The 23,808-nt window shown below is 62.9% G+C and carries 21 protein-coding genes; 10 read left to right on the top strand and 11 right to left on the bottom strand.

The features are described 5' to 3' along the window. Window positions 1–9: 9 nt before the first annotated feature. The 3 genes from cydB (at window position 10) to H281_RS0127305 (ending at window position 2,245) form a co-directional block, all read left to right on the top strand. Window positions 10–1,014 carry a cytochrome d ubiquinol oxidase subunit II gene (gene cydB / locus H281_RS0127315; RefSeq protein ID WP_020070324.1) on the top strand — a complete coding sequence of 335 codons (1,005 nt, stop codon included), beginning with the start codon at window positions 10–12 and terminating at the stop codon, window positions 1,012–1,014. Further along, complete coding sequence (locus H281_RS37030; RefSeq protein WP_020070323.1) at window positions 989–1,141, top strand: hypothetical protein; 153 nt, start codon at window positions 989–991, stop codon at window positions 1,139–1,141. The genes cydB and H281_RS37030 overlap by 26 nt, the downstream gene beginning before the upstream one ends. A 342-nt stretch (window positions 1,142–1,483) precedes the next feature. Beyond that, on the top strand, window positions 1,484–2,245 hold the full coding sequence (locus tag H281_RS0127305; protein WP_020070322.1) for a response regulator transcription factor: 762 nt from the start codon (window positions 1,484–1,486) through the stop codon (window positions 2,243–2,245). Between the two features lie 153 nt (window positions 2,246–2,398). Here H281_RS0127305 and H281_RS0127300 read toward each other — a convergent pair whose 3' ends face one another. Continuing rightward, window positions 2,399–4,336, bottom strand: a complete 1,938-nt coding sequence (locus tag H281_RS0127300; protein WP_020070321.1) for an ATP-binding response regulator — start codon at window positions 4,334–4,336, stop codon at window positions 2,399–2,401. A gap of 340 nt (window positions 4,337–4,676) precedes the next feature. Here H281_RS0127300 and H281_RS0127295 point away from each other — a divergent pair, with 340 nt between their 5' ends. Further along, window positions 4,677–5,468 carry a hypothetical protein gene (locus tag H281_RS0127295; protein ID WP_020070320.1) on the top strand — a complete coding sequence of 264 codons (792 nt, stop codon included), beginning with the start codon at window positions 4,677–4,679 and terminating at the stop codon, window positions 5,466–5,468. A gap of 193 nt (window positions 5,469–5,661) precedes the next feature. Then, window positions 5,662–9,072, top strand: coding sequence for an alpha/beta fold hydrolase (locus H281_RS0127290; protein WP_027804988.1), 3,411 nt, complete (start codon window positions 5,662–5,664; stop codon window positions 9,070–9,072). 9 nt (window positions 9,073–9,081) lie between these two features. On the opposite strand, the gene H281_RS0127285 is transcribed toward H281_RS0127290, so the two are convergent. Further along, the gene (locus H281_RS0127285) at window positions 9,082–10,515 is read right to left on the bottom strand and encodes an FAD-binding oxidoreductase (RefSeq protein WP_020070318.1); all 1,434 of its coding nucleotides are present in this window, start codon (window positions 10,513–10,515) and stop codon (window positions 9,082–9,084) included. A gap of 28 nt (window positions 10,516–10,543) precedes the next feature. Beyond that, window positions 10,544–11,518: an isopenicillin N synthase family dioxygenase gene (locus H281_RS0127280; protein WP_020070317.1), complete on the bottom strand. Its 975-nt coding sequence runs from the start codon at window positions 11,516–11,518 to the stop codon at window positions 10,544–10,546. Window positions 11,519–11,744: 226 nt separating this feature from the next. On the opposite strand from H281_RS0127280, the gene H281_RS0127275 reads away from it, so the two are divergent. The 5 genes from H281_RS0127275 to hutC (H281_RS0127255) all read left to right on the top strand — a co-directional run bounded on the left by H281_RS0127275 (window position 11,745) and on the right by hutC (H281_RS0127255) (window position 15,759). Beyond that, entirely contained in the window at window positions 11,745–12,572 is an 828-nt protein-coding gene (locus H281_RS0127275) for a transporter substrate-binding domain-containing protein (protein WP_020070316.1), read from the top strand. A gap of 90 nt (window positions 12,573–12,662) precedes the next feature. Then, the gene (locus H281_RS0127270) at window positions 12,663–13,313 is read left to right on the top strand and encodes an amino acid ABC transporter permease (protein WP_020070315.1); all 651 of its coding nucleotides are present in this window, start codon (window positions 12,663–12,665) and stop codon (window positions 13,311–13,313) included. A gap of 19 nt (window positions 13,314–13,332) precedes the next feature. Then, window positions 13,333–13,995 carry an amino acid ABC transporter permease gene (locus tag H281_RS0127265; RefSeq protein ID WP_020070314.1) on the top strand — a complete coding sequence of 221 codons (663 nt, stop codon included), beginning with the start codon at window positions 13,333–13,335 and terminating at the stop codon, window positions 13,993–13,995. A gap of 18 nt (window positions 13,996–14,013) precedes the next feature. Then, the gene (locus H281_RS0127260; protein WP_020070313.1) at window positions 14,014–14,877 is read left to right on the top strand and encodes an amino acid ABC transporter ATP-binding protein; all 864 of its coding nucleotides are present in this window, start codon (window positions 14,014–14,016) and stop codon (window positions 14,875–14,877) included. Between the two features lie 51 nt (window positions 14,878–14,928). Further along, window positions 14,929–15,759 (top strand): histidine utilization repressor, encoded by an 831-nt coding sequence (gene hutC / locus H281_RS0127255; RefSeq protein WP_027804987.1) that lies wholly within the window; start codon window positions 14,929–14,931, stop codon window positions 15,757–15,759. A gap of 67 nt (window positions 15,760–15,826) precedes the next feature. Here the strand turns inward: hutC (H281_RS0127255) and hutC (H281_RS0127250) are convergent, their stop codons facing one another. From hutC (H281_RS0127250) to H281_RS0127215, 8 genes are all read right to left on the bottom strand, one after another. Next, entirely contained in the window at window positions 15,827–16,510 is a 684-nt protein-coding gene (hutC, locus tag H281_RS0127250; protein WP_020070311.1) for a histidine utilization repressor, read from the bottom strand. A 306-nt stretch (window positions 16,511–16,816) separates the two neighbouring features. Continuing rightward, window positions 16,817–18,493: an HAL/PAL/TAL family ammonia-lyase gene (locus H281_RS0127245; RefSeq protein WP_020070310.1), complete on the bottom strand. Its 1,677-nt coding sequence runs from the start codon at window positions 18,491–18,493 to the stop codon at window positions 16,817–16,819. 38 nt (window positions 18,494–18,531) lie between these two features. Continuing rightward, the gene (locus H281_RS0127240; RefSeq protein WP_020070309.1) at window positions 18,532–19,323 is read right to left on the bottom strand and encodes an ABC transporter ATP-binding protein; all 792 of its coding nucleotides are present in this window, start codon (window positions 19,321–19,323) and stop codon (window positions 18,532–18,534) included. Window positions 19,324–19,358: 35 nt separating this feature from the next. After that, a complete protein-coding gene (locus tag H281_RS0127235; RefSeq protein ID WP_020070308.1) occupies window positions 19,359–20,114 on the bottom strand; it encodes an ABC transporter permease in 756 nt (251 codons plus the stop codon). Between the two features lie 13 nt (window positions 20,115–20,127). Beyond that, window positions 20,128–20,850, bottom strand: a complete 723-nt coding sequence (locus H281_RS0127230) for an ABC transporter permease (protein ID WP_020070307.1) — start codon at window positions 20,848–20,850, stop codon at window positions 20,128–20,130. Between the two features lie 88 nt (window positions 20,851–20,938). Then, window positions 20,939–21,799, bottom strand: coding sequence for a transporter substrate-binding domain-containing protein (locus tag H281_RS0127225; RefSeq protein WP_020070306.1), 861 nt, complete (start codon window positions 21,797–21,799; stop codon window positions 20,939–20,941). A 331-nt stretch (window positions 21,800–22,130) separates the two neighbouring features. Further along, window positions 22,131–22,967 (bottom strand): arylamine N-acetyltransferase family protein, encoded by an 837-nt coding sequence (locus H281_RS0127220; RefSeq protein ID WP_020070305.1) that lies wholly within the window; start codon window positions 22,965–22,967, stop codon window positions 22,131–22,133. 28 nt (window positions 22,968–22,995) lie between these two features. Further along, window positions 22,996–23,679 (bottom strand): hypothetical protein, encoded by a 684-nt coding sequence (locus H281_RS0127215; RefSeq protein WP_020070304.1) that lies wholly within the window; start codon window positions 23,677–23,679, stop codon window positions 22,996–22,998. Window positions 23,680–23,808: the final 129 nt, after the last annotated feature.

Here is a 23,808-nt window from a genome sequence, read left to right as displayed (position 1 = left end):
AGTAACAAAATGGACGTAACCGTAGTGTGGGCCGCAATCATCGCGCTAGGCCTTTTCATGTATGTCGTGCTGGACGGCTTCGATCTGGGCATCGGCATTGTCTTTCCGTTCTTCCCCGAGGAAAGCGAACGCGACCTGATGATGAACACCGTCGCACCGGTCTGGGACGGCAACGAGACATGGCTCGTGCTCGGCGGGGCCGCGCTTTTCGCCGTGTTCCCGATGGTGTATTCCACCGTATTGTCAGCGCTGTATTTGCCGCTCATCTTCATGCTGGTGTGCCTGATCTTTCGCGGCGTGTCCTTCGAGATTCGCGCGAAGGCGAACCGCACGAAGCATATGTGGGACCTCGCGTTCATCGGCGGGTCGGCGGGCGCGACGTTTTTTCAGGGCGTCGTGCTCGGGGCATTTCTGCAAGGCATTCCGGTGATCGACGGCGCTTATGCCGGCGACGCCTTCGGCTGGCTCACCCCGTTCAGCCTGCTGACAGGCCTCGGGCTCATCGTCACGTATGCATTGCTGGGCTGCTGCTGGCTCATCGCGAAAACGGAGGGCGACCTGCAGCGCCGCCTGCATCGCGTGGTGTGGCCGCTGACGGTGGTGCTGCTCGGTTTCATCGCGATGGTGAGCCTGTGGACGCCGCTGCAAGACCCGAACATCGCGCAGCGCTGGTTCCACGACGGTCTCTTCTATCGGCTACTGCCTGTTCCCTTCATGGTCGCGGCCTGCGCGGTCCTGATGCGACGCGCGGTGCGGGAGCGGCATCACAACACGCCGTTCGTCCTCGCGTTACTGCTCGTGCTGCTCGGTTATGCCGGACTGCTGGTCAGCTTGTGGCCGTATGCGATACCGTCGAGCGTGACGCTGTGGGACGCGGCCGCGCCGCGCTCCAGCCAGACCTTCACGCTGGTCGGCGCAGCGGTGATTCTGCCGATCATCATCGCGTACACGACGATGGGTTACTGGGTATTTCGAGGCAAGGTGCGTCATGGCGACCAACATCACTATCACTAACTCCGCGCGCAAGCTGCCGGGCTGGCTCTGGTTCATCGCGCTGTGGTGCCTCGGCGTGGGCTCGGCCATGTCGCTTGGCTTCGCCTTCAAGCTTCTGATGAATGCGACGCTGTTTGCCGTGAAATGACGGCTCGCCGCGCGAGCGCCCGTACGGTTTATCCGGCTCGCATAAGCTTTCGTATCGGACCCCCGCGGCTTCAAAAACGACGCGCACGGCTCGTCTACGTAGCAAGCCGGAACTAATGCGCGAGTGAGACCTGCCTGGATCAGGCGTAAATAAAAACGTGGCGCCGGCGATGCCACCAGCAGAGAATGACCGGGGCGGCGAGCCGCAAGGCCCGCCGCCCCACACCGATCGGCTTATGATCACGGGGTAGCCGGCAATGATGCGACTCACGACAACAGAAGTAAAACAAGACCCAGCAACAGCGGTAGTCCACAACGCGCAAGCCCGACTCGTGGAGACATCATGAAGTTTCTTGTGGCGGACGACCATGAATTGATCCGGCAAGGCGTCAAGGGCATGCTCCGCGGACTCGACGCCGACGCCCAGTTCGACGAAGCCGATACTTGGGAAACACTCGCCGCCGCGGCGCGGCCCGACGCCGATCACGATCTCGCGATCGTCGATCTGCATATGCCGGGCATGAGCGGCGCGTCGTCGCTCGAAATACTGCTGAAGGCGAATCCGGCTCTCCCGGTAGTCGTACTGTCCGCCGAAGAGTCGCCGGACGAGATGCGTGCGGTGCTGGCCGCCGGCGCGCTCGGCTTCGTGCCCAAGCGGCAGCCCGCAAGCGTCATGTTGAAGGCGATAGAGCTGGTGCTGTCGGGCGGCGCATATGTGCCGATGGAAGCGCTCAGCCTGCTTGGCTCACGCGACGCCCAATCCGCGGACTCATGCGCGGAGCGCGCCGGTGCTGGATCGTCGCAGCAGACAGCGCCGGGCGGCGCCGGCCAGAGCACGGCGACGCTGACCGAACCGATTGCACAGTTGCAGGCGTTGCAGCCACATCAGCAGCATCTGCTCGAAAATCTGTCGCCGCGTCAGCAGGAAATCATGCGGCTCGTGCATCGCGGCTGGACCAACAAGATGATCGCACGCGAACTCGGCGTGGCCGAGGGCACCGTCAAGGTGCATCTGTCGGTGATTTTCCGGGCGCTCGGCGTGCACAACCGGTCGATGGCAATCGCGGTGATCAACGGGTGGCTCGAAGCGGGGAAAACGTTGTAGCGACGGTGGTCGGCAGCGCGATGTGCTCGCGTTTATGGACTCCCGCGGGCACGTCGTGACGCAGATCCGCTTTTTGCTCGTGCTTGCCTGCGCCCATTCTTGACCCTGGCGCCGCGCTGCTACGAAGACCCGCGACCCCCTTACTATCACCGCCTACCCTTCCTGTTGCGATGCGCTCTGCGGACGATGCCGCACTTCGACACCCGCCCTGCCTTGCGGCATGGTCGCCTGAGCGCCGCCAGTCTCTTCGCTCAGCACGGTCCCTTCACCGCCTGCATCGACGCTGTGGCCCGCAGGCGATTCGGAAGCGGCGCCCTGATGCCCCTTGTCGAGTTCCGCCTGTTGCCACAGCATTTCCAGCGTGCGGCGCAAACGCGCCGCCGTGACCGGCTTGTGCAAGACCGGAATGCCTTGCAACGCAAGCGCAGCCAGTTCAGCCGACGCCATGTCGCCAGTAATCAGCAGCGTGACCACACCTTCGTGGCCTGCGTGCGCGAGCATGCTGCGCACCGCCGTGAGCGCCTGCGCGCCGGTCCTGTGATTGGCCAGCTGGTAATCGCATAGCACCGCGTCAGGCACGAAACCGTCCGCCAGCGCGGCCAGCGCAGCGGCTTCGTCGCGTGCGCCGCGCACCGTGCAGCCCCAGCGCCCGAGCAGCGCGGAAAGGCCTTCGAGAATCGACGGTTCGTCGTCGATGCACAACACCTGCCGCCCTTGCGCCGACGGTCCGCCCGCCCCCGCTTCGTTCAGGCTCGCGACGATTGCGCTGGCGTCGCCCTCCTGCACCGGGAAGCGGAACACTGAACCGCGGCCCGGCGCCGAGCGCAACTGCAACTCGCCGCCCAGCATGCCGACCAGTCGCTTGACCGTCGGCAGCCCGAGGCCATGACCCTGACGCGCGTCGCGCTGCGGGTTCGCGACCTGATAGAACTCTTCGAAGATGCGTTCGTGCTCTTCAGCAGGAATGCCGATGCCCGAATCGCGCACCTCGATATAGCCGCCCGTGGTTCGCCCCGCGCGCCGGACACCGAGCCAGATCGCGCCTTCCTCGGTATAGCGCACTGCGTTCGACAGCAGATTGCTCAGCACGCGTTCGAGCAGCACCGGATCGTCGTGGACCACCATCGACGTCGGTGCTATTCGCAGTGCGAGCCCTTTCGCCGCCGCCTGCGGTCGATACTGGCTGCCGACGCGCTCGAATAACTCGGAGAGCCGGAAATGCAGACGGATCACCTGCGTGACGCCGCTCTCGAGCCGCGCGAGATCGAGCACCTGGTTGAACAGCTGATTGAGCGCTTCGACGTTATAGACAATGTGCTCGGCGGTCTTCGCATGCTGCGCGGGCGTCGCCGCCGGATCGTTCAGCGACGCCGCGAGCAGGCCGATCGCGTGCAGCGGCTGACGCAGATCGTGGCTCGCTGCAGCGAAAAATCGCGTTTTCGCGAGACTGGCCTCTTCGGCGACATGCTTTTGCATCGCAAGCGATTCCGCGAGGTACTGCTGATCGACGCGCGCCTGCACCACCTGCTGGAAGAGCTTCCGGTAGCTGAGCGCATACACGTTGATCGCGCAGAAGAAGAACGCGAGCACGATGGCAAGAATCGTGCGGTCGAACGTATGCGTGCCGAAGTGCAGCAAGATTGACGGGAACAGCAGGAACGGAATGGCGGTGGCGAAATTGAGCATGTCGAAACCGTTTGACATGAACACGCCCGCTGCCAGCGTGACGAGCATCACCGTGTGCAAGAGCGGCAAATCGCTCTGCGGACTCTGGAACGCGAACCAGATGGCGATTCCAGGCGCGCTGTAAAGCAGCACGCCGCGCACCGCATGCAGATTGATCCAGCCGCGCGGCGAAACGAGATGCGGATAACGCCGGTTGCAGATCCACAGCGCGAGGCCCGCACAATTGGCCGCCGCATAGAACCCGAAGCAGGCAATGAAAAGCGGCGGCGAGGGGATGGCGGGCCAGTAAATGGCAACCAGCACCGCGATCGAAAACCAGTGCGAGAAGAACGCGATCGGATCTTGCGCGTACAGCACGCGCACCAGGTCTTCGTCGATTGCACGCTGGATCGGGTCAGCCCGCATCGCGCGGTCTCCTTGTGGGCACGGCAAATTCGGTGATGTGGCGCGAAAGCCCGGTGCTCGCATGAAGCGCGGCCCGGCGTGTTGCGCAAGAGCTTGCACGGTCTACGGCAATGCAGCGGCGAGGCGCAACCGCTTTCTCATCAGACGAATGAGGGGCGCCCTGTCGGATGGTTTACCCGGCAGTTTACCCATCAGCTACGACTTAATCCATATATGCGAAGCCGTCGGCGGCGACCATACTGCTTTCACAACATAGCGCGGCCCAAACAGTTCCATCGTCGATTCTTCGCCTGCAGTCGAGGCTCACCGCGCTTCTCGCCTTACCCAAATGGAGGCTTTCATGGGCGCAGTTCCGAGCCACGAGTTCGTCCGCAATCTCGACGATGCGATCCTGCCCGATCTATGGCGCCGCCGTACCCAGCTGTCCGCCGACGAGATGGTGTCGATGGTCGAACTGGTCAAGCGGGCCTTGCGCACGTATCACCCGCTGGAATTGCAGGCGCTCGGCGAAGACAAGGAAGAACTGGTCGCGCAGTTCATTTATTCCAAGGTGTTGCGCCTCGCGCCCGGCCACACGGAAACGCATGCCTGCGCGGACAGCGCGCCGTCCAACGGCTACGCATTGTGCGCGTATTTCCGCCGCTATCTGATCGACTGCCTGCGCAGCGCCGGCCATCAACGCAACGTGTCGATGGAAACCGACGGCATGGCGCAGGAAATCGATCTGCATGCCCAGGCATTGGAAGACCCCGTGCAAAGCGTGCTGCTGCAATATGGTCTCAACGAGCAAAGCGTGCGGCTCGCAGCTCGCGCATTTATCGAAAGCCTCGACGAGCCCGAGCGCATCGTGCTGGCCGGCAGCCTTGGCTGGTGCTCGGAAGGCAAAGGCGGATTGTCTGCGGTTGCGGCCCAGCATCGTGTGCCCTCGTATCACTATCGCGCCGTCAAACTCGGCGTCACCATGAAAAAGACGGCCACCGCCGACGATTTTTCCAACACGAAGATCGGCCGCTGGCTCACCGACGTGCTGGGCATCGAAATAGACGTCGACAATCGCGGCGCCATTCTGCTTGCGCTCAACCTGCTTGCGGCAGAATCGAACGATAGCGAAATGAATGAAGTAGCCGCGTAACAGCGCAAATGCATCAGCGCCACGCAGAAGGCAAAAACCGGGGGCGGCATCAACACCGCGTAGCGCATCGCTTCGATGCGCCTTTTTTTGTCATCCCGCACCGCCTACGATAAAAAAACCGCGAGAGCGCGCCGTCTTCGTTGCGCAGCCCGGATCCGTTTCCCAGCATCGATTCCTGACGAGGTGGTCCAGTATGAACCGCTTATCGAGCGCCATGACGGCGATGAAATCGCACTACGAAGTCGTCGTGATCGGTTCGGGTTACGGCGGCGCCATTGCCGCAAGCCGAATGGCGCGCGCGGGTCGCAGCGTGTGCGTGCTCGAACGCGGGCGCGAATTCATGGCCGGCGAATTCCCGCGCACGCCGTTTCAGGGCGCCGAGCAGGTGCAATACAACACGGCGCTCGCGCAAATCGGCTCGCCGCTCGCGCTGCTCGAAGTGCATGTGAACGACGACGTCAACGCCGTGGTCGGCTGCGGCCTCGGCGGTACTTCGCTGATCAACGCCAATGTCGCGTTGAAGGCCGATCCGCGCCTGTGGGACGACCCGCGCTGGCCCGCCGCGTTGCGCGCCGATCAGGCCGGACGCGACAAAGGTTATCAGCGTGCGTGGGACATGCTCGAACCGTCGCCCGTCCCCGCGCGCTTCCGCAAATTGCCGAAACTGGTTGCGCTCGAAAAATCCGCCGAGGCGCTCGGCATGGCAGACCGCTTCAGCACGCCGCCCGTGACCGTTACCTTCGAGGACCGCACCAACGCGGCCGGCGTCCCGCAGAAAGCGTGCATCGGTTGCGGCGACTGCAATTCTGGCTGCAACTACGACGCCAAGAATTCCACGCACATGAACTATCTGCCCGATGCCGTCGCGCACGGCGCGCAGATTTTCACGGGAGCCGCGGTGCATTCGGTCGTGCGCAATGCAGACACGCAGAAGTGGCAAGTCGCCTACCAGCTCGTGCGCCTCGGCCGCGAGAGCTACGATGCGCCGGACCTGTTCGTCACCGCCGACATCGTGATCGTGTCGGCGGGAACAATCGGCTCGAGCGCGTTGCTCCTGCGTTCGCGCAACGAGGGCTTGAGCGTATCCGGCATGCTCGGCCAGCGCTTCACCGGCAACGGCGACGTGCTCGCCTTCGCGTACAACACCGACGACGTGATCAACGGCGTCGGCTGGGGCGCGCATGTCGATCGCGACATACCTCCGGTCGGCCCGACTATTACTGGCCTGATCGATCATCGCAATACCGCGGACGTCAAAGACGGCTTCGTGATCGAGGAAGGTTCGCTCGCCGGGCCGATCGGCGCGGCGCTCGTCGGCATGCTAGGCGCCGCTGCGCCGCTCTCGGGTGTGGATGTTTCGGGGCCGCGCACAATAGAACAGCAGCTTGCTTACGACGCACGGGTCGTCGAAGGGTTGCTGCACGGACCCTATCGCGGCGCGCTCAATCACACGCAAAGCTACCTCGTGATGGCGCACGACGACGAAAGCGGCCAGATCAGCGTGAATGAAAAGGGACGGCCGCGCATCGCATGGGAAAACGCGGGCAAGCAGCCCATTTTCGCAACCGTCGAGGACACGCTGAAAAAGGCGACGGTTCCGCTCGGCGGCAAATACTTGCGCGATCCCATTTCGAACGACATTTTCGGCAATCGGACCGTGACCGTGCATCCGCTTGGCGGCTGCCCGATGGGCGAGGACGCGGAGCATGGGGTGGTCGATCATCTGGGCCGCGTTTTTAGCGGCAAAGCCGGCACCGACGTACACGAGGGCCTCTACGTGATGGACGGCGCGGTCATGCCCCTGTCGCTCGGCGTGAATCCGCTTTGGACGATCTCTGCGCTCGCCGAGCGCAATTGTACGCTGCTGGCGGCATCGCGCGGCTGGACGATCGACTACGATTCGAAAGGCACCGCCGGCACGCCACCCGCTCAGAAGATCGGACTGCGTTTCACCGAAACCATGGTCGGCCACTACACGCCGACTGGCGCGAACGAGGCCGCCGCAAGCCCCATGGCGTTCACGCTCACTGTCGAATCCGACGACCTCGCCGATATGCTTGGCAATCCCGATCATATGGCGAGAACCGCCGGTACGCTGACCTGCCCGGCTCTGTCCGCGCAGCCAATGACGATCACCGAGGGCACCTTCAATCTCTTCGTGGCTGATCCGAATGACGTTGACGAGCGCAACATGAACTATCGAATGACGCTCAATTCGGCAGAAGGCAAGACCTGGTATCTGAGGGGGCAAAAGATCATTACACGCACGTCGCCGCTCGAGTTGTGGGAGCAGACGAACACGCTGTATGCACAGGTTCGCGATGCGCCGTCGATCGACGCGCCGCCTGTCGGCAGCGCGAAGCTGGTCATCACGCCGGAAAACTTTCTGAAACAGCAACGCACGCTCGAAGTCACCAATGCGCCCGATCTGATAACGCGTCTCGAATGGACGTTGAAGTTCGGCAAATTCTTCGCTGGCGTGCTGTTCAGCGAATATGGCGGTGTTGCTGCGCCTTTGCAGTACTACGACCCGAACGGGGCACCACGCCTGAAGCGTGCCCTTCGTGCGCCGGCGCCACAGGTGTTCTTTTTCGACACGCCGGACGGCACGCACCTGCGGCTCACGCGCTACGTCGATCCAGCGCGCAAGAACGCGCGCCCTGTGTTGCTGATTCACGGCTCGGGCGTGTCGAGCCGCATCTTCTCGACGGATCTGGTCGGCACCAACCTCGTCGAATATCTGTGTGCCGCGGGCTACGACGTGTGGCTCGTGGATCTTCGCGTAAGCATCGAAATGCCGAGCGTGCTCGTGCCGACGAACGTCGATAAGGTCGCGCTCGAAGACATTCCCGCAGCCGTTGCAAAGATTCGCGAAGTGACGGGCGCAGCGGATATCCAGGCGTTAGGCCACTGCATGGGCGGGCTCGCGTTGAGCATGTCGCTGATGGCGGGACTCGAAGGCGTGCGCTCGGCGGTGATATCACAGGTGGCCGCGCATCCGGTGCCCGGCCGGCTCGGCAGGATCAAGGCCGGCCTGCATATTCCCGACATCATGCAGCACCTCGGCGTGACCGACCTCACCGCCTACACAAAGGACGCAAGGTGGCCGCACAATCTGTTCGACGAAGCACTGCGGCTCTATCCGGTCGATCACGACGAGGGCTGCGGCAACCCGATCTGTCATCGCGCGACTTTCATGTACGGCCTGCTCTACGAACACGCGCAGGTGAGCGAGACACTTCATTCGAATTTGCAGGAACTGCTCGGCGTACATGACGTCGGCGTGTTCAAGCACCTCGCCGCCATGGTACGGGCGGGCAACGTCGTCAACGCCGACGGTGACGACGTTTATCTGAAAGGCGCGCGCGGCATGAAAGGCCTGGAAGGCATGCGGATTCCGATCGGTTTCATTCACGGCGACTGCAACGAAACGTATGTGCCACAAAGCACCGCGCTCACCTACGAAATGCTCATCGATGCGTTTCCCGAGCAGCCTTATGAGCGGTATCTGATCCCGGGTTACGGACACATCGACTGCATCTTTGGCAAGAACGCGGCAGTCGATGTCTATCCGACTATTGCGCGCTATCTGAACGCGCACTAACGCCGCATTTCAGAACAGCTTGCCTGGATTGAGAATGCCGTGAGGGTCGAGCGCATGCTTGATTGCTGCCATGGCTGCGAGTTCGGCAGGCGAGCGCGAGATGGGCAGAAACTCGCGCTTGAGCAAACCGATTCCATGTTCAGCCGACACGGAACCGTGCAGCGGCCCGAGCATTTCATAAACGAACGCGTACACGGCGTGATGATCGACGCCCGGGATCGAATGGCCGTCCACGGTGACATGCAAATTCGAATCGCCGATATGCCCGAAGAAATAGGACTCATTGCCGGGCCACCGTTCGTTCAGGGCCGAGCGGCAACGTTCTACGAATTCGCCGATCACGCTGATCGGCAGGCTCACGTCGAAATTGATCGCGTCGAGCCGCACCGGAAATTCGGCGGTGCATTCGCGAATTGCCCATAGCGCACGCGCGTCTGCCACGGATTGCGCTATCACCGCATCGCGGATCGCGCCTTGCTCGAGCGCGTCGGTGAGCGCGGCGGAAAAGCGCTCGCCGTTGTCGCTTGCATCGAAGCTCGCGTGTTCGATCAGCGCGTAGAGCGGATGCGATCCGTTGAACGGAGAACGCGCGCCCGTCAGCTTGACGCCGAATTCGTAGAAGTCCGGCCACATGATTTCGAATGCGCCGATGTCGTTGCCGAAACGCGTCGACAGACGCCGAAGCAGATTGACGGCCGCATCGTAGCCGTCGAGTGCGACGAGCGCCGTGTGACGCGCGGCGCGCTGCGGATGAAGCCGCAGCACCGCGCGCGTGATGATGCCGAGCGTGCCTTCGGAGCCGATGAACCAGTGCTTGAGGTCATAGCCGGTGTTGTTCTTGACCATCTTTCCAAGCGAGGTCAGCACGTCGCCATTGGCGAGCACGACTTCGAGACCCAGCACCTGGTCGCGCGCGGTCCCCGACTGGATCACGCGATTGCCGCCTGCATTCGTCGCGAGATTGCCGCCGATCTGGCATGAGCCGCGCGCGCCGAGATCGAGCGCGAGTTCAAAGCCCGCTTGCGCCGCCGCTTCCTGTGCGGTTTGCAAAGTAGTGCCGGCGCGTACGGTCAGCGTGGCCGAAGCCGCGTCGATTTCCTCGATGCCGGTCAAGCGTTCCAGCGACAACGCGATGTCGTTGGCGCGCGCAATCGCTCCGCCGGCGAGGCCAGTCATACCGCCCTGCGGCACCACTGGCTGACAGGCGGCATGGCAAATGGCGAGCGCACGTGCGACGTCCTCGGTGCTGCGCGGCAGCAGCAATGCGGCAGGCCGGGTCGGAGCGTGACGCGTCCAGTCGGTCAGCGCACGCTCGCCGATCTCGTCGCCCACGCGCACCGCCTCGTCGCCGAGCGCGGCACGCAGCGCGTCGAGCGTTGCGGCAAGCGGTGCCGCGGGGGCAGCCGTGCTGAGCGGTGGGTTCGCGTTGCTGTTGTCGGTCATGCAAGTGTTCCTTCGGTTACCTGTTTGCTTAAGTCGTTTGGGCAGCGTGCTTCTTGCGATAGCCCATCGAATCGTTGATGCGCCCGAGGATATAGTCGCCCGCGGCCACCGGCTGATACTTCGGATGATCCGCGCTCGCGCCCAGATCGCGCGGATCGACGATTGCGCCGTAGGTCGGATCGTAGAACGTCGCGATCGAATAACGCTCACGCCCGGACGCATTGATCACGCGATGAAGCGTCGAGCGAAACCGGTCGTCGGTCCAGCGCGCAAGCAGATCGCCGACGTTGACGACGAAGCTGCCCTCCACAGGCGGCGCGTCGATCCACGTATCGTTAGCGATTTCGCGCACCTGCAAGCCACCCACCTGGTCCTGCCACAACAGTGTGATGCAGCCGTAATCGGTATGCGGCGCGACACCGAATTGATCCTCGTCCGACTGAGGCGGCTGCGGCGGATAGTAGACCATCTGCGTGCGCTGCATTCGCTTCGTATAACGCGGTGCGAAAAAATGTTCATCGACGCCAAGACTGACCGCCACCGCGCGCAGCAGATCGGCGCCGCATGCGCCCACCGCCTCGTAGTAGCCGTACAACGCGGGACGCAGCTCGGGCATGAACTCCGGCCAGTTGTTCGGTCCGCGTAGCGCCTGTCCCGCGAGCACATCCGGGTCGTCTTCGGGCAGTTCGAGTCCGATGCTGAAGAATTCTTTGTAATCGGGCCGTTTTGCCTGGTACATGGTCGCGTCGCCAAGCGCATTGAAACCGCGATGCCGATGGTTGACCGCCGCGCGCCGTTTGATCTCGGTTGGGAAAGCGAAGAACGTGCGCGCCGCCTGTGCCGCCGCGTCGATGGTCGCTTGCGGCACGCCGTGATTGACGATGTAGAAGAACCCGATCGTCGTGCACGCTTCGCTAATTTCGCGCGCCACGCGCTGCAACGCATGCGGGTCGCCCGCGCGCACGCCGGCAAAGTCAATGAGTGGAATACGGGTCACAGGCATCGCGTTGCTCCGTAAGAGGACCGGCCGGACCGGCGGGTCGCCAGGTCATTGCAGTGGTATATACCGCCAAAAGCGTGCTCGCAAGTGAACGCGCGGCTCTTCCTATAAGGGCTTTTCTCTACTGGCGGGTTTATTTATTTCGCGCGAATACTGCGGTATATACTGCCTCGCATGACTTGCGCCGAGCCGCTCTGTGCGGTCCTCGCTTTGCCAACCGGAGAATCTCATGAGCATCCTTTCAGGCTGGAAGTGTCGTTTGGTCGTGCTGGCATTGTGCGCCGCAAGTGTCGCCGCCCATGCGGAAGACCAGCTCGCCAAAGTGAAGAAGGCCGGTGAACTCGTCGTTGGCACCGAGATGCAGTTCGCACCTTTCGACTTCCTCGAAAACGGTCAACAGGCCGGTTTCAACAAGGATCTGTTCGCCGAGGTTGGCAAGGAACTCGGCGTGAAGGTGCGCTTTATCGACTTGCCGTGGCCGAGCGTGCTGCCCGGCCTCGAAGCGGGCAAGTTCGATATGGTAGGCGGCCCGCTCACCGTCACCAAGGCGCGCATGGAACGCTACACATACACGCTGCCGGTTGCAGACGCCACCGACGCGCTGCTCAAGCGCGCGAACGACACCGCGCTCAAGCAATCGTCGGACATCGCGGGCAAGACCGTGGGCGCCGGCAAGGGTTCGGCTCAACTCGATCAGCTGAAGGCATATGTCGCCACGTTGCCGAAGCCGCCGGAAATCCGCGAATACGTCGACAACAATCAGGCCTATGCCGACCTCGCCGCCGGCCGCATTGCCGCGGTGGCGAATTCAATGACCAACATCGCCTACGTCGCCAAACAGCGTCCCGAAACTTTCGCAGTGGTGCAGCCGCCGTTCGGCGCGAAAGTGTACTTTGCTTACTGCCTGCGCAAAGATGCCGACAGCAAGCCGCTCGCAGACGCATTCAATGCGGCGCTCGTGAAAATGCATAGCGACGGACGCCTCGCGACTTTGCAGAAGAAGTGGTTCGGCGTTGCAATGGACGCCCCCACGACCATGCCCACGCCGAACTATTGAGTTCGTTCCCGAAGCACATTACACGCATATTCAGCGCACGCTAGTGGCTGTTTAATGCGTACCTAACGCACATTGGCGAGGTCGACGCCCATGTTCAGTACGACCGTCTTCGTTCAGGGCATGCCGCTCCTGCTGCACGCGGCGCTTGCCACCATCGGCGTTTCGCTGACGGGCCTTTTCATCGGCTTTTTCGTCGCGGTCGGCGTGTGCGCAGCGCGCCTGTCGCCGAATCGCGCCGCGCGCAGATTCGGCGGTGCGTATGTGTTCTTCTTTCGCGGCGTGCCGATGCTCGTGCAATTGCTGCTGGTGTATTACCTGCTGCCGTTCGCAGGCATCAACGTATCGCCGCTCGTCGCCGCGATCAGCGCGGTGTCGCTGTGCTCGGCCTCCTACATTGCCGAAATTCTGCGCGGCGGTTTTCTCAGCATTCCGCCGGGCCATATAGAAGCCGCACGCATGCTCGGCCTCTCGCCGTTCGACACGCTCCGGCGCATTCTCGTGCCCCAGGCGTTTCGCCTGACGCTACCGTCGCTCGTCAATGAAATGGTGCTGCTGATCAAGGCTTCGTCGCTGATTTCGGTTGTCGGTGTCGCAGAGTTGACCCGCACCGCGCAGAACATCGCCGCGAGTACTTACAGACCGCTCGAGGCATATCTTGCCGCCGGGCTTATCTACTTCGTGATTTGCGGTGCGCTCGCGCTGATCGCGCATGCCGCCGAGTTCCGTCTGAAGCACGCCTGATCGGCCCGGAGCCTTTGCTATGCAACAGTTCGATCCCACCGTCATTACGCACAATCTTCAGCCGATCGCAGCGGGCCTCACCACCACGCTCGGCACCTGGGCCGCGGGAGTCGTGATCGGCATGGTGATCGGCTTTCTGATCGCGGTGCTGCAGCTCTTTTGCGGACGCTGGGTACGCGGCCTGTTGCGCTTTTATATCGAGCTCTTCCGCGGCACGCCATTTCTCGTGCAACTGTTTTTGCTCTACTACGGCGGCCCGTCGTTCGGCCTCACGCTCGAACCGATGACAGCCGGCGTGCTCGGTCTCGGCCTCTATGGCAGTGCGTATTTCGCCGAAGCGTTTCGCTCCGGGTTTCAATCGGTGCCGCCCGGCCATCTCGAAGCGGCGTCGTGTCTCGGCCTGACGCGCACACAGGCCGTGTGGCGCATCCAGATGCCGCAAATGCTAGTGTTGATCGTGCCCGCGCTCACCAACCTCATCATCGTGTTGAGCAAGGAGACCGCTGTGCTGTCCATCGTCACGGTCCCCGAGTTGACGTTCGTGCTGACCGGCATCGGCTCGGCAAGCTTCGCTTTCGTGGAAACGCTGCTCATGCTGTGCGTGTGCTATCTCGCGCTCGTCGAACTGACGTCGCGCGCGGGCATGTGGGCCGAAACCCGCATCGCGCGTTTTATGGCATAAAAGGAATCGGATCACTTCATGAACGCTATCGCCGACATGCCCTCCTCCGCGTCCGCCGTTCACGCCCGACATGGATCGCCGCTGATCCAGGTGCGCGATCTTCGCAAACGCTTCGGCGAAGTCGAAGTGCTGCGCGGCGTCGATCTGGAGATTGCCCGCTCCGAGGTGGTATGCATCATCGGGCCTTCCGGATCGGGCAAGAGCACACTGTTGCGCTGCCTCGCTGCGCTCGAAACGTACGATCACGGCGACGTGCGCATCGAAGGCGAACTGCTCGGCTATAGCGAGCGCAACGGCAAGCGCGTGCGTGCGACGCAAGGCGAAATCAATCGCGTGCGGCGTAACGTCGGCATGGTATTCCAGCAATTCAATCTATGGCCGCACATGACGGCGCTCGGCAACGTCATGGAAGCGCTGCTGCGCGTGCGGCATCTGCCGCACGCCGACGCGCGCCGCCGCGCGAACGCGATGCTGGAAACAGTGGGCCTCTCGAATAAGGGCGATGCTTACCCGGCGAAACTTTCGGGCGGCCAGCAGCAGCGCGTGGCGATTGCGCGAGCGCTCGCGATGGAGCCGCACATCATGCTGTTTGACGAACCCACTTCGGCGCTCGATCCCGAACTCGTCGGCGAGGTGCTGCAAGTGATGAAGCAACTCGCGCGCGACGGCATGACGATGGCCGTCGTCACTCACGAAATGGGCTTTGCCGCGCAGGTCGCGGACAAAGTCATGTTCATCGACCAGGGGCGCATTGCTGTTCAGGGCCAACCGCGCGAAGTTTTCCATGACGCCGGACAGCCGCGCTTGCGGCAGTTCCTGCAGAACTACTTCGACCGCAACGCTTTCTGGGCGCGCGGCCCAGACGACGCAGAGCCGCTATGAACGCGCGCCCTGCCCCGACCGCATTGCGCGGACAGTAACCAGGGGCTGCCGATGTCCTCCATGCTTCGCGGCAAGAGCCACAAAACCCACGGCAAGCCGCCAGCCGCCGCGGCTCAAAGCACGCGCGACGCGACTGCGGGTACGAGCGCTGCAGGTGAGGCGCCGGCTGCACGCTACGAGCAGGTCAAGCAGCATATTCTTGGCATCATCGAGTCGGGCGCGCGTCAGGCCGGCGAGCGTCTGCCCTCCGAACTGGACCTCGTTGCGACGCTGGGTGTTTCGCGCATGACCGTCAATCGCGCGCTGCGCGAGCTGGCGCACGAAGGGCTCGTTACGCGCGTGTCGGGCGTCGGCACATTCGTCGCGCAAGCAAGACCGCAATCCACGCTCCTGATGATCGCGCATATCGGCGACGAGATTCGCTCACGCGGACACGAATACAGCTACCGTACCGTGCTTTTGCAGCGCGAGACTGCATCTGTCGTCGTGTCGAATGCGTTAGGGCTCGCGCCAGCCGCTTCGGTTTTTCATGTTGTTTGCGTGCACCGTGAGAATGGCTTGCCGGTGCAACTGGAGGATCGCTACGTGAATCCGGCCATTGCGCCGGATTTTTTGCAGCAGGATTTTTCGTCGATCAGGCCGTCGGAGTATCTGTTCGAAACGGTGCCTGCGCACGACGTCGAACACATTGTCGACGCGGGGTTACCGACCCAGGCCGAAGCGGGACTACTCGAAATTCGCGCGGAAGAACCTTGTCTCACGCTAGTGCGTCGAACCTGGACGAGCGGTGTTGCGGTGACGTTCGCGCGGTTCGTACATCCCGGCTCGCGGTACCGGCTCGGCTGCCGCTTTTCGCCGGATATGTCGCAGCGGCAAGGCTGACGCGCCACGCTTCACGCTTCACGCTTCACAACCTGGTTTCCCGCCGTGCCGGCGCCGTGCTGACCCGTCACACATTGCCCGCCAGATGAAAGCGCGACGCCGGATGCCACAACTGCACGGACGTCGCCACGTCTTCGCCGACCCACGTACGACGCCAGAGTTGCAAGCACGGCTCGCCGATCTCCATTGACAGATGACGGCGCACATACGCGTCCGGCTTCTGCGCGTAGATGCGAAACTCCGCGCGTTGAATCGGTGCGAGGCGCACCATGTAATGATTCGGCGTCTCGATGGTGAAGTCCTGCTGCAGATACTCCGGAAACACCTTCGGATTCACGTAGCGATCCTCGTACTGGATCGGCTCGCCCTCTTCGCTGTGCACGATGCACGAGTGGAACGCCGGGCCATTCGACAGGCCGAGCGCTTCGAGCGCCTGCGGGTCGTCGCTCGGTTCGAGCGTCAACACGCGGGCCGAATGACGATGACCGCGCGCGGTGATTTCATCGGCGATATTGCGGATTTCCAACACCGTCGATTCGTAGCGCTGCGGCGCGACGAACGTACCGGACCCCTGCACACGGGTCAGCACGCGCTCAGTGGTCAATTCGCGCAATGCGCGCGAGACCGTCATGCGCGCGACGCCGAACTCCTTTACCAGTTCCGTTTCGGAAGGGATCAGTCCGCCCGGCTTCCAGTCGCCTTCGCTGATACGCCGGATCACATAGCGCTTGATCTGTTCATAGGCGGGCATCGCTTTCGCGGGCGTCTCCTTGCACACGGCGCGGTCCGCGTTGCCGCCATTTGCCGCGCTTATTTGCGGGGCCGCATGTGCACCCGCATGTGCACCCGCTCGTGCACCCTCTTGTGCACCGGCCTGTGCAACTGTCTCCGCGCTTTGTTGTGCGCGCTTTTGCTCATTTGTAGTTGTGTTCACTCCGACCTCGTGGGTGGGTTGCGGATCGCATCCGTTGTACCGCTTTTACGCCCGCAGTAAGTCCCTTGGGGACACCTCGGTCGGTTCGCCGGCGGGTAAGCCCGCTCACCGGATATGTCTGTGTCAGGCCACGTGAGCGACAACCGGCGCGCCGCCTGCAATGGCGACATGGCTGGCTACGTTCATCAGGCCCGCGCTATCGCTCACACTATTTGCGGCGGCGGGCAAGTTACTGGCCGCTGCGAGCTTCCCGATAGACGCGTCCGCAACGACACTGAAATTGCGTTGCCTCAGCTTGTCAGGACCAGGCAACGGCGGCGGCGTCTCGCCAGCGATCATCCGGAACGCCACGCTCATGTCGTCCGCAAGCGGACGGTCGTCGCGATACGTCGGCACGATCTGCCGCACGCGCTGCCACAACGCCTGCGTATGCGGGGCCGGTGGGGCGTCGGTGGCTTGCAGGTCGTAGGCCTGCGCCGCGGCCAATAGCTCTATCGCGACGATGCGCCCCGCGTTGTCGATGATTTCCAGCGCCTTCAATGCGGCAGGCGTGGCGTGGCACAAATGATCTTCCTGCAAACCCGACGTGATGCCGCCGTCGAGACTCGCTGGCAGCGCGAGCCGCCGGTTCTGCGCAACCAGCGAGGCCGCCGTGTACTGCGCGATCATGAAGCCCGAGCAGGTGCCGCCAGGCTCGGCCAGAAACGCGGGCAAGCCGCTCACCAGCGGATTGACGAGACGATCGAGCCGCCGTTCGGCCATTGCGGCGACCTGCGCGATGGCGGTGGCGAGGCTGTCCATCGCGAGCGCAATGGATGCGCCCACCGCATGCGCCTGCGAATAAACGCGCGGATCTTCCGGCGTGCCCGCCACAATCGGGTTGTCGGTGATCGACGCCAGTTCGCGATCGACCACGTCGGCGGTCGCGGCAAGTACGTCGCGCGCCGCGCCGTGCACGTGCGGAATGGTGCGCATGCTGAGCGGATCTTGCGTTCGCTGGCCGACCACGGCCGCGAGAATGCCGCTGTCGGCAAGCGCGGTGCGCATGCGCTCGCCCACCAGGTTCAGCCCCGGCGAAATGCGCAGCGCGAGCGAGTCTTCGTCGAATGCTGCCAGTTGGCCGCGCAGATTCTCGAAGCTCATTGCGGCGACGACATCGGTCCAATCGAGCAGACGCACCGCGCGTGCAAGCGCCAATGCGGCAAGCCCGGTCACGCACGGCGTACCGTTGATCAGGCTGAGGCCTTCCTTCGCTTCCAGCACGAGCGGCTCGCGGCCGAGCATGTGCAACGCGTCGCGGCCCTTCATACGCTCGCCGCGATATCGCACATGACCTTCGCCGATGCACACCAGCGCGATATGCGCCATATGGCTCAGATAACCGACCGAGCCGAACGCCGGCACTTCAGGCAAGCAGTCCGCATTGAGCAAGGCCACGAGTTGATCGGCGACCTCGATACGGATGCCCGAGTGCCCATGCGCGAAATTGTTGACGGCGGCGGCCATGATCGCGCGCGTCTCGGCGACACCGAGCGGCGTGCCGACACCGACTGCGTGACTCATCAGAATGTTGCGCGACAGCGTGCGCTGTTCGGTGGGCGACACGATCACGTCGCACAACGCACCCACGCCCGTGTTGACGCCGTACGCACGAATGCCGCGCTCGACGATCTGTTGCACCAGTACATTTGCCGCCGCAATGCGCGCGCGGGCGTCGGCGGAAAGTTCGAGCGGCTCCCCGGCGGCGACCGCCGCCACCTGGGCCCAGTCGAGAGGACGATCGGAACGGATCACGGCCATGATGTTGCTCTGCTCGGTAGAGTGCGTGGCGATACGGATTAGTTGGTCGTGCGGTCCTGATGACTCGACACGAACTGACGGAAGCGCTCCGACTTGCACTCGACGAATACTTCGTCAGGCGTGCCGTCGGCTTCCACTTGTCCCTGATGCAGGAACATCACGCGGTTCGACACGTGCCGCGCAAAACCCATTTCGTGCGTGACGACCAGCATCGTGCGCCCTTCTTCGGCAAGCGAGCGCATCACGCGCAGTACTTCGCCAACGAGTTCGGGATCGAGCGCCGACGTGGGTTCGTCGAACAGCATCACTTTGGGATGCATGGCAAGCGCGCGCGCAATCGCCACACGCTGCTGCTGACCGCCCGACAGATGCGCGGGATAGTGGCCGCGCTTTTCCGCGAGACCGACTTTCGCGAGCAGCGCCTCGGCTTCTTCCACCGACTCGGCGCGGCTGCGCTTTTGCACGCGCATCGGCCCTTCGATCAGGTTTTCGAGCACCGTCATATGCGACCAGAGATTGAAGTTCTGGAACACCATGCCGAGTTGCGAGCGCACGCGGTCCACCTGGCGGCGGTCGCTCGGTTGCAGCTTGCCGTCGCCGCGGCGCTTCATTTTCAGTTCTTCTCCGGCGAGCGCGACGGAACCGTCGTCGGGTGTCTCCAGCAGATTCAGGCAGCGCAAGAAGGTGCTTTTGCCCGAGCCGCTCGCGCCGAGAATCGAGATCACATCGCCTTGATGAGCGTCGAGCGAAATACCTTTGAGCACGTGGTGGTCGCCGAACGATTTGTGAATGTTCTTGACCGACAGTGCAACGGGTGCCGTAGCGTTCATGGAATTCTCCAGGTTCATCCGGAATGGCCGGGCGCTCAGGGCGCGGCGCGGCGTGCTTCGGTAGTGGCGGACACTGGCCGGCTCGGCGCGGTCTGCCTGGGCGCCGCACGCAGATGCCGCGACAGTCGCGTTTCAAGCATGCCGAGTGCGCGCACGATAATGAAGTTCAGGAACAGATAGATCAGCGCGGCGCAGATAAACACTTCGGTCGTGCGATACGTTTGCTGAATGATCTGCTGCGCGACGCCGGTCACTTCCCACACCGTCACGAGACTCGCGAGCGCGGTGGATTTGACGAGCAGCACGGCTTCGGTCGAATAAGCGGGCAGACACTGGCGCAGTGCAATCGGGCCGATCACGCGGCGCAGCAGCCCGAAGCCCGACAGACCGATCGAGTAACCCGCCTCGATCTGACCGACCGGCACGGCCATCAGGCCGCCGCGAATGATCTCGGCCGTATAACCAGCGGTACAGAGCGCGAGCGATAAAACAGCGCACATATACGGCTCGCGCAGCACCGGCCACATGAAGCTCTCGCGGATCACGCCGAATTGACCCATGCCGTAGTACACGAGGAACATCTGGATCAGCAGTGGCGAGCCGCGGAACACGAGGATATAAGCGCGTGCGAAACGGTTCGGCAGCCAGTGCGGCGACACGCGCATCGTGACGATCACGAGCGACAGCAGCCCCCCGAGAACGAGCGAACAGAAGAACAGGCCGAGTGTGGTCGGCACGGCGGCGAGCAGTTGCTTCACCGTGTCGAGCAGAAAATCGAAGTCGAAGTTCATGATGCCGTCGCCGTCAGTTGCGCGCGAAGTTGCGCTTGAAGGACCGGCCCACGCGTGCCTCGGCGTGGTTGAAGACCCGGTTCGAGATGCTGGTCATCAGCAGATACAGCGCGCCGCCGACCACGAAGAACGTGAAGTATTGATGCGTGGAGCCCGCCGCCACCTGACTCGTGCGCAGCAGTTCGGCGAGACCCGTCACCGAGATCAGCGCGGAATCTTTCAGGCTCAGTTGCCATACGTTGCCGATGCCGGGCAAGGCGAAACGCAGCACTTGCGGAATCAGGATGCGGCGCGCCATGGTGAGGGTAGGCATGCCGATGGAGCGCGCCGCTTCGAGTTCGCCGCGCGATACCGCGAGCACCGCCGAGCGATACACCTCCGCCTGATACGCGCCGGAAATCATGCCGACAGCGAGCGCGCCGATTACGAACGGCGGCACGCCGACGAAGCCCTCGGCGCCGAACCACTGGCCCACGGTCGTCACAAGCGTCGAGCCGCCGAAGTAGAACAGGTAGATGACGAGCAGTTCGGGCACGCCGCGAAATACCGTGGTGTAGATGTCGCCGATCACGCGCAGTGTGCGCAGACGCGACAGCTTGGCCGCAGCGACCAGGGCGCCGAATACGGCCCCGACCGCGAGCGCTGCGAGCGTGAGCGCGACAGTCATCAACGCAGCGAGCAGCAGCACGCCGCCCCAACCTTCCGGCCCGAAGCCGAGAATCTGTATCAGAGCCATTGCCTACCTCCCGTCTTGACGGACGATGAAACAGCTGCACGCGCAAGCTCGCGCCCACCCATGCAGCATTCGTGCAACGCCTCGTGAATCAGGGCGTGACGTCGGTCTTGAACCATTTCGCGGACAGCTTTTTGACGGTGCCGTCGGCGAGCGCCGCGCTGATCGCGGTGTCGAATTTCGCTTTCAGGTCGGCGTCCTGCTTGCGGAACGCGAGGCCTTCACCCGGACCCCAGATCGGACCGCCGATCTTCGGGCCGGCCATCACGATCGATGCGGTTTCCTTCTTGTCGATGTTCGCGGCGTAGTACGTCACGTCGTCGAACGACGCGTCGATACGACCGTTCGCCAGATCGAGGTCGCGCTCGGGCGACGTCTTGTAGACGCGGATCGTGGCGATGTCCTTGAAGCCGTCGTTGATGAACTTGGTATAGACAGTGCCGGACTGGATGCCGATCGTCTTACCCTTCAACTGCTTGCGCAGCGCGTCGACGGTCGGCTGATCGGACTTCGGATCGCCCGTGAGCTTTACGACGCCCGCGTCCGCTGCGGCCTTGGGCAGCACCTTGGCGTCGGCCACCGCGAACGTGGCGGGCGTGGCCGCATACGGCTTCGAGAACGCGATGATCTTTTCGCGCTCCGGCGTGATCGAGATCGCATCCATCAACACGTCGAACTTGCCGGCCTGCAGACCCGGGATCATGCCGTCCCAGTCTTGCGCGACCAGGTTGCATTGCAGCTTGATGCGCTCGCAGAGGTTCGCAACCAGTTCAGGCTCGAAACCGCCGAGCTTGCCGCCGGGCAAGGTCAGGTTCCACGGTGCATATCCGCCCTCGAGCGCGATCGTCACCGTCTTCCATTCCTTCGCCTGCGCCGGTGCGCCCAAAATCGCCGCGGCGCCGAGCACGGCGCCGATCAATGCTTTTGCTGCCGTGGTGCGTTTCACTTTCACGTCGAAACTCCTTTGATTGAGGAAACCGTCGAACCGGAATGCGGACCAGCGTTCTGAGCGCCGCTGAATTTGTATAGACAAGTCTGCATGAGTCAAAAAGCCGTCGCAAGCAGATTCTTGGAAAAATTGCCCGATCATCGGGTAAGCCCCTATAAGGCGCGGTGGATCGGGGCTTTCGGAGGGTGTCGACGACGAAGGCGCACCCTTCCCGCGCCGCAACGGATGCGTCGGCATGGTGCACTTTGTCTAGACAGGTTTGACGAATGGAACGCGGAGGTGCGCTGCGGGGATACGTCGGCCCAATGAAAGGACCGACGGTGCGGGCGAGGAATTACTCGGAATCGGCCCGCGCGCGCACGCGGTCAAATATTTCCGCCAGGTCGATGTCGCCGGTCTTCAGACCGAAGCGTTCGTGCAGACAGGCCGCGAGTTCGTCAGCGCTTGCAAGGCGCTGCTCGCGGACGATACTGCCGTCCGCCGCGCGCTCGTTCAGTTGATCGTTCAGCAGCGCGAGGCGCGTGTCGTCCAACACGCGGCACACGATGAGATTGTTCGCGAAGATCGCTTCCGGCGACGTCGACGTGTACCAGTTCGACGTTTCGTAATCGATCCACTCGACCGGATGCAAATCGAAGCGATAGACGCGCGACCACGTTTGATCGCGCGCCTGCACTTCGAGATACAGCGCGTCGTGGGAAGCGTCGGCGAGACGGAAGATGCCCAGGTCCGTGCGTTGCGCAAGACCCGGCGTCAATCGCACCGGCGATGTCAGCGTAACGCTGCCGAAACCCACGTCCGCGATCCATGCTTCGTTATCCACATCGATTCGCAGCACCATGTGCGTACGAGGTGGAACCGCGTCGGGCTCCCGGCCCCACAGCACTCGCCCAATCAACGGCGTGACCTGAAAGCCCAATTCGACCAGTACGTTCGCGAGCAGCGCGTTCTGCTCGAAGCAGTAGCCGCCCCGGCGATCGTCGACGAGTTTTCTTTCGACGGATTCCAGATCCAGCTTCACTGCGCGACGCGTGAGCGGATTCAGGTTTTCGAACGGAATGGCTCGCGGATGCAACCGGTGAATTGCCTTCAGCACTTCGAGCGTCGGCGCACGCGGACCCGTATAACCGATGCGCTCGAAGTAGTTGTCGAGATTGAGTGTGTGTGACATAGGCGTCGTCCGTCTGGTTCTAGTTGCGCTACTGTCCGCCTCCGAGCGCCGACTTCGCGATCGACGGCACGCTGATACCGTTGCTCGTTGCGAACTGTACCGCGGAACTGAGCGTCGACATCAGCGACTGCAACTGCCCCGGTGCCGATTGCGCGATATACGACGCGCTTTGCGCGGTCTGCGGATTCATGCCGGCCTGCAACAGCGAAGCAGGATTCATCTGTCCGATGCTGCCGAGGCCCGACTGCAAGCTCGAATACTGACTGACGCCTTTACCGAGCGACGCCAAGCCGTCGGTGAACGCCTGCTTGTTCACCGGCGTTTGCGTTGCGTTGCCCGTTCCACCCACGCGGCTGGCAAATGCCTGCGTCAATGTTTGCGACAGCGACTGCTGCGTGCTGCCCACTTGCGTCAACTGGCTGACCGACGGCGTACCACCGCTCAGCAAGCCCGCGGCCTGCTGTGCCTGCCCGGCCGCGCTCGACAGACCCATTGCGGACGCAAGCGACGACTGCCCGCTCAGCACCTGCTGATTCGCACCCACGTACGTTTGCAACAACTGCGATATGCCGCCAGACGATGCCGCGCCAGCATCCGCGGATGTGTCCCCGCCACCAATGCCGAACTGCTTCAGATTCAACTGTGCGTTCGAAACGCCGCTTGCGAAAAGACCGGCGCTCGCCAGCAACGAAATCAGAAGGACACGCTTCATATGTAACTCCTTGTAAGAGACTGCGGAAACTCGTGCGGTTCGACAAGCCGCACCGATACGCGTTCGCACAAATTTTCGACGCGTGAGTCCCCTGTATGTTGACGCGAGTCGTTTGCCTCTCGTTGACGC

Origin of the sequence: Paraburkholderia caledonica (assembly GCF_000383275.1) — a bacterium.
In the GTDB taxonomy this organism is placed as follows: domain Bacteria; phylum Pseudomonadota; class Gammaproteobacteria; order Burkholderiales; family Burkholderiaceae; genus Paraburkholderia; species Paraburkholderia caledonica.
Note: the sequence above shows the minus strand (reverse complement) of the source record. Positions and strands in the feature narration are given on the sequence as shown.

Coding starts and splice junctions, on each gene's coding strand:
- H281_RS0127245 (WP_020070310.1), bottom strand. CDS start 18,493: ATGGCCGTGATCCGTTCCGATCGTCCTCTCGACTGGGCCCAGGTGGCG.
- H281_RS0127305 (WP_020070322.1), top strand. CDS start 1,484: ATGAAGTTTCTTGTGGCGGACGACCATGAATTGATCCGGCAAGGCGTC.
- H281_RS0127285 (WP_020070318.1), bottom strand. CDS start 10,515: ATGACCGACAACAGCAACGCGAACCCACCGCTCAGCACGGCTGCCCCC.
- H281_RS0127215 (WP_020070304.1), bottom strand. CDS start 23,679: ATGAAGCGTGTCCTTCTGATTTCGTTGCTGGCGAGCGCCGGTCTTTTC.
- H281_RS37030 (WP_020070323.1), top strand. CDS start 989: ATGGCGACCAACATCACTATCACTAACTCCGCGCGCAAGCTGCCGGGC.
- H281_RS0127260 (WP_020070313.1), top strand. CDS start 14,014: ATGAACGCTATCGCCGACATGCCCTCCTCCGCGTCCGCCGTTCACGCC.
- H281_RS0127220 (WP_020070305.1), bottom strand. CDS start 22,967: ATGTCACACACACTCAATCTCGACAACTACTTCGAGCGCATCGGTTAT.
- H281_RS0127270 (WP_020070315.1), top strand. CDS start 12,663: ATGTTCAGTACGACCGTCTTCGTTCAGGGCATGCCGCTCCTGCTGCAC.
- H281_RS0127235 (WP_020070308.1), bottom strand. CDS start 20,114: ATGAACTTCGACTTCGATTTTCTGCTCGACACGGTGAAGCAACTGCTC.
- H281_RS0127290 (WP_027804988.1), top strand. CDS start 5,662: ATGAACCGCTTATCGAGCGCCATGACGGCGATGAAATCGCACTACGAA.
- H281_RS0127295 (WP_020070320.1), top strand. CDS start 4,677: ATGGGCGCAGTTCCGAGCCACGAGTTCGTCCGCAATCTCGACGATGCG.
- hutC (WP_027804987.1), top strand. CDS start 14,929: ATGTCCTCCATGCTTCGCGGCAAGAGCCACAAAACCCACGGCAAGCCG.
- cydB (WP_020070324.1), top strand. CDS start 10: ATGGACGTAACCGTAGTGTGGGCCGCAATCATCGCGCTAGGCCTTTTC.
- H281_RS0127240 (WP_020070309.1), bottom strand. CDS start 19,323: ATGAACGCTACGGCACCCGTTGCACTGTCGGTCAAGAACATTCACAAA.
- H281_RS0127230 (WP_020070307.1), bottom strand. CDS start 20,850: ATGGCTCTGATACAGATTCTCGGCTTCGGGCCGGAAGGTTGGGGCGGC.
- H281_RS0127265 (WP_020070314.1), top strand. CDS start 13,333: ATGCAACAGTTCGATCCCACCGTCATTACGCACAATCTTCAGCCGATC.
- H281_RS0127300 (WP_020070321.1), bottom strand. CDS start 4,336: ATGCGGGCTGACCCGATCCAGCGTGCAATCGACGAAGACCTGGTGCGC.
- hutC (WP_020070311.1), bottom strand. CDS start 16,510: ATGCCCGCCTATGAACAGATCAAGCGCTATGTGATCCGGCGTATCAGC.
- H281_RS0127275 (WP_020070316.1), top strand. CDS start 11,745: ATGAGCATCCTTTCAGGCTGGAAGTGTCGTTTGGTCGTGCTGGCATTG.
- H281_RS0127280 (WP_020070317.1), bottom strand. CDS start 11,518: ATGCCTGTGACCCGTATTCCACTCATTGACTTTGCCGGCGTGCGCGCG.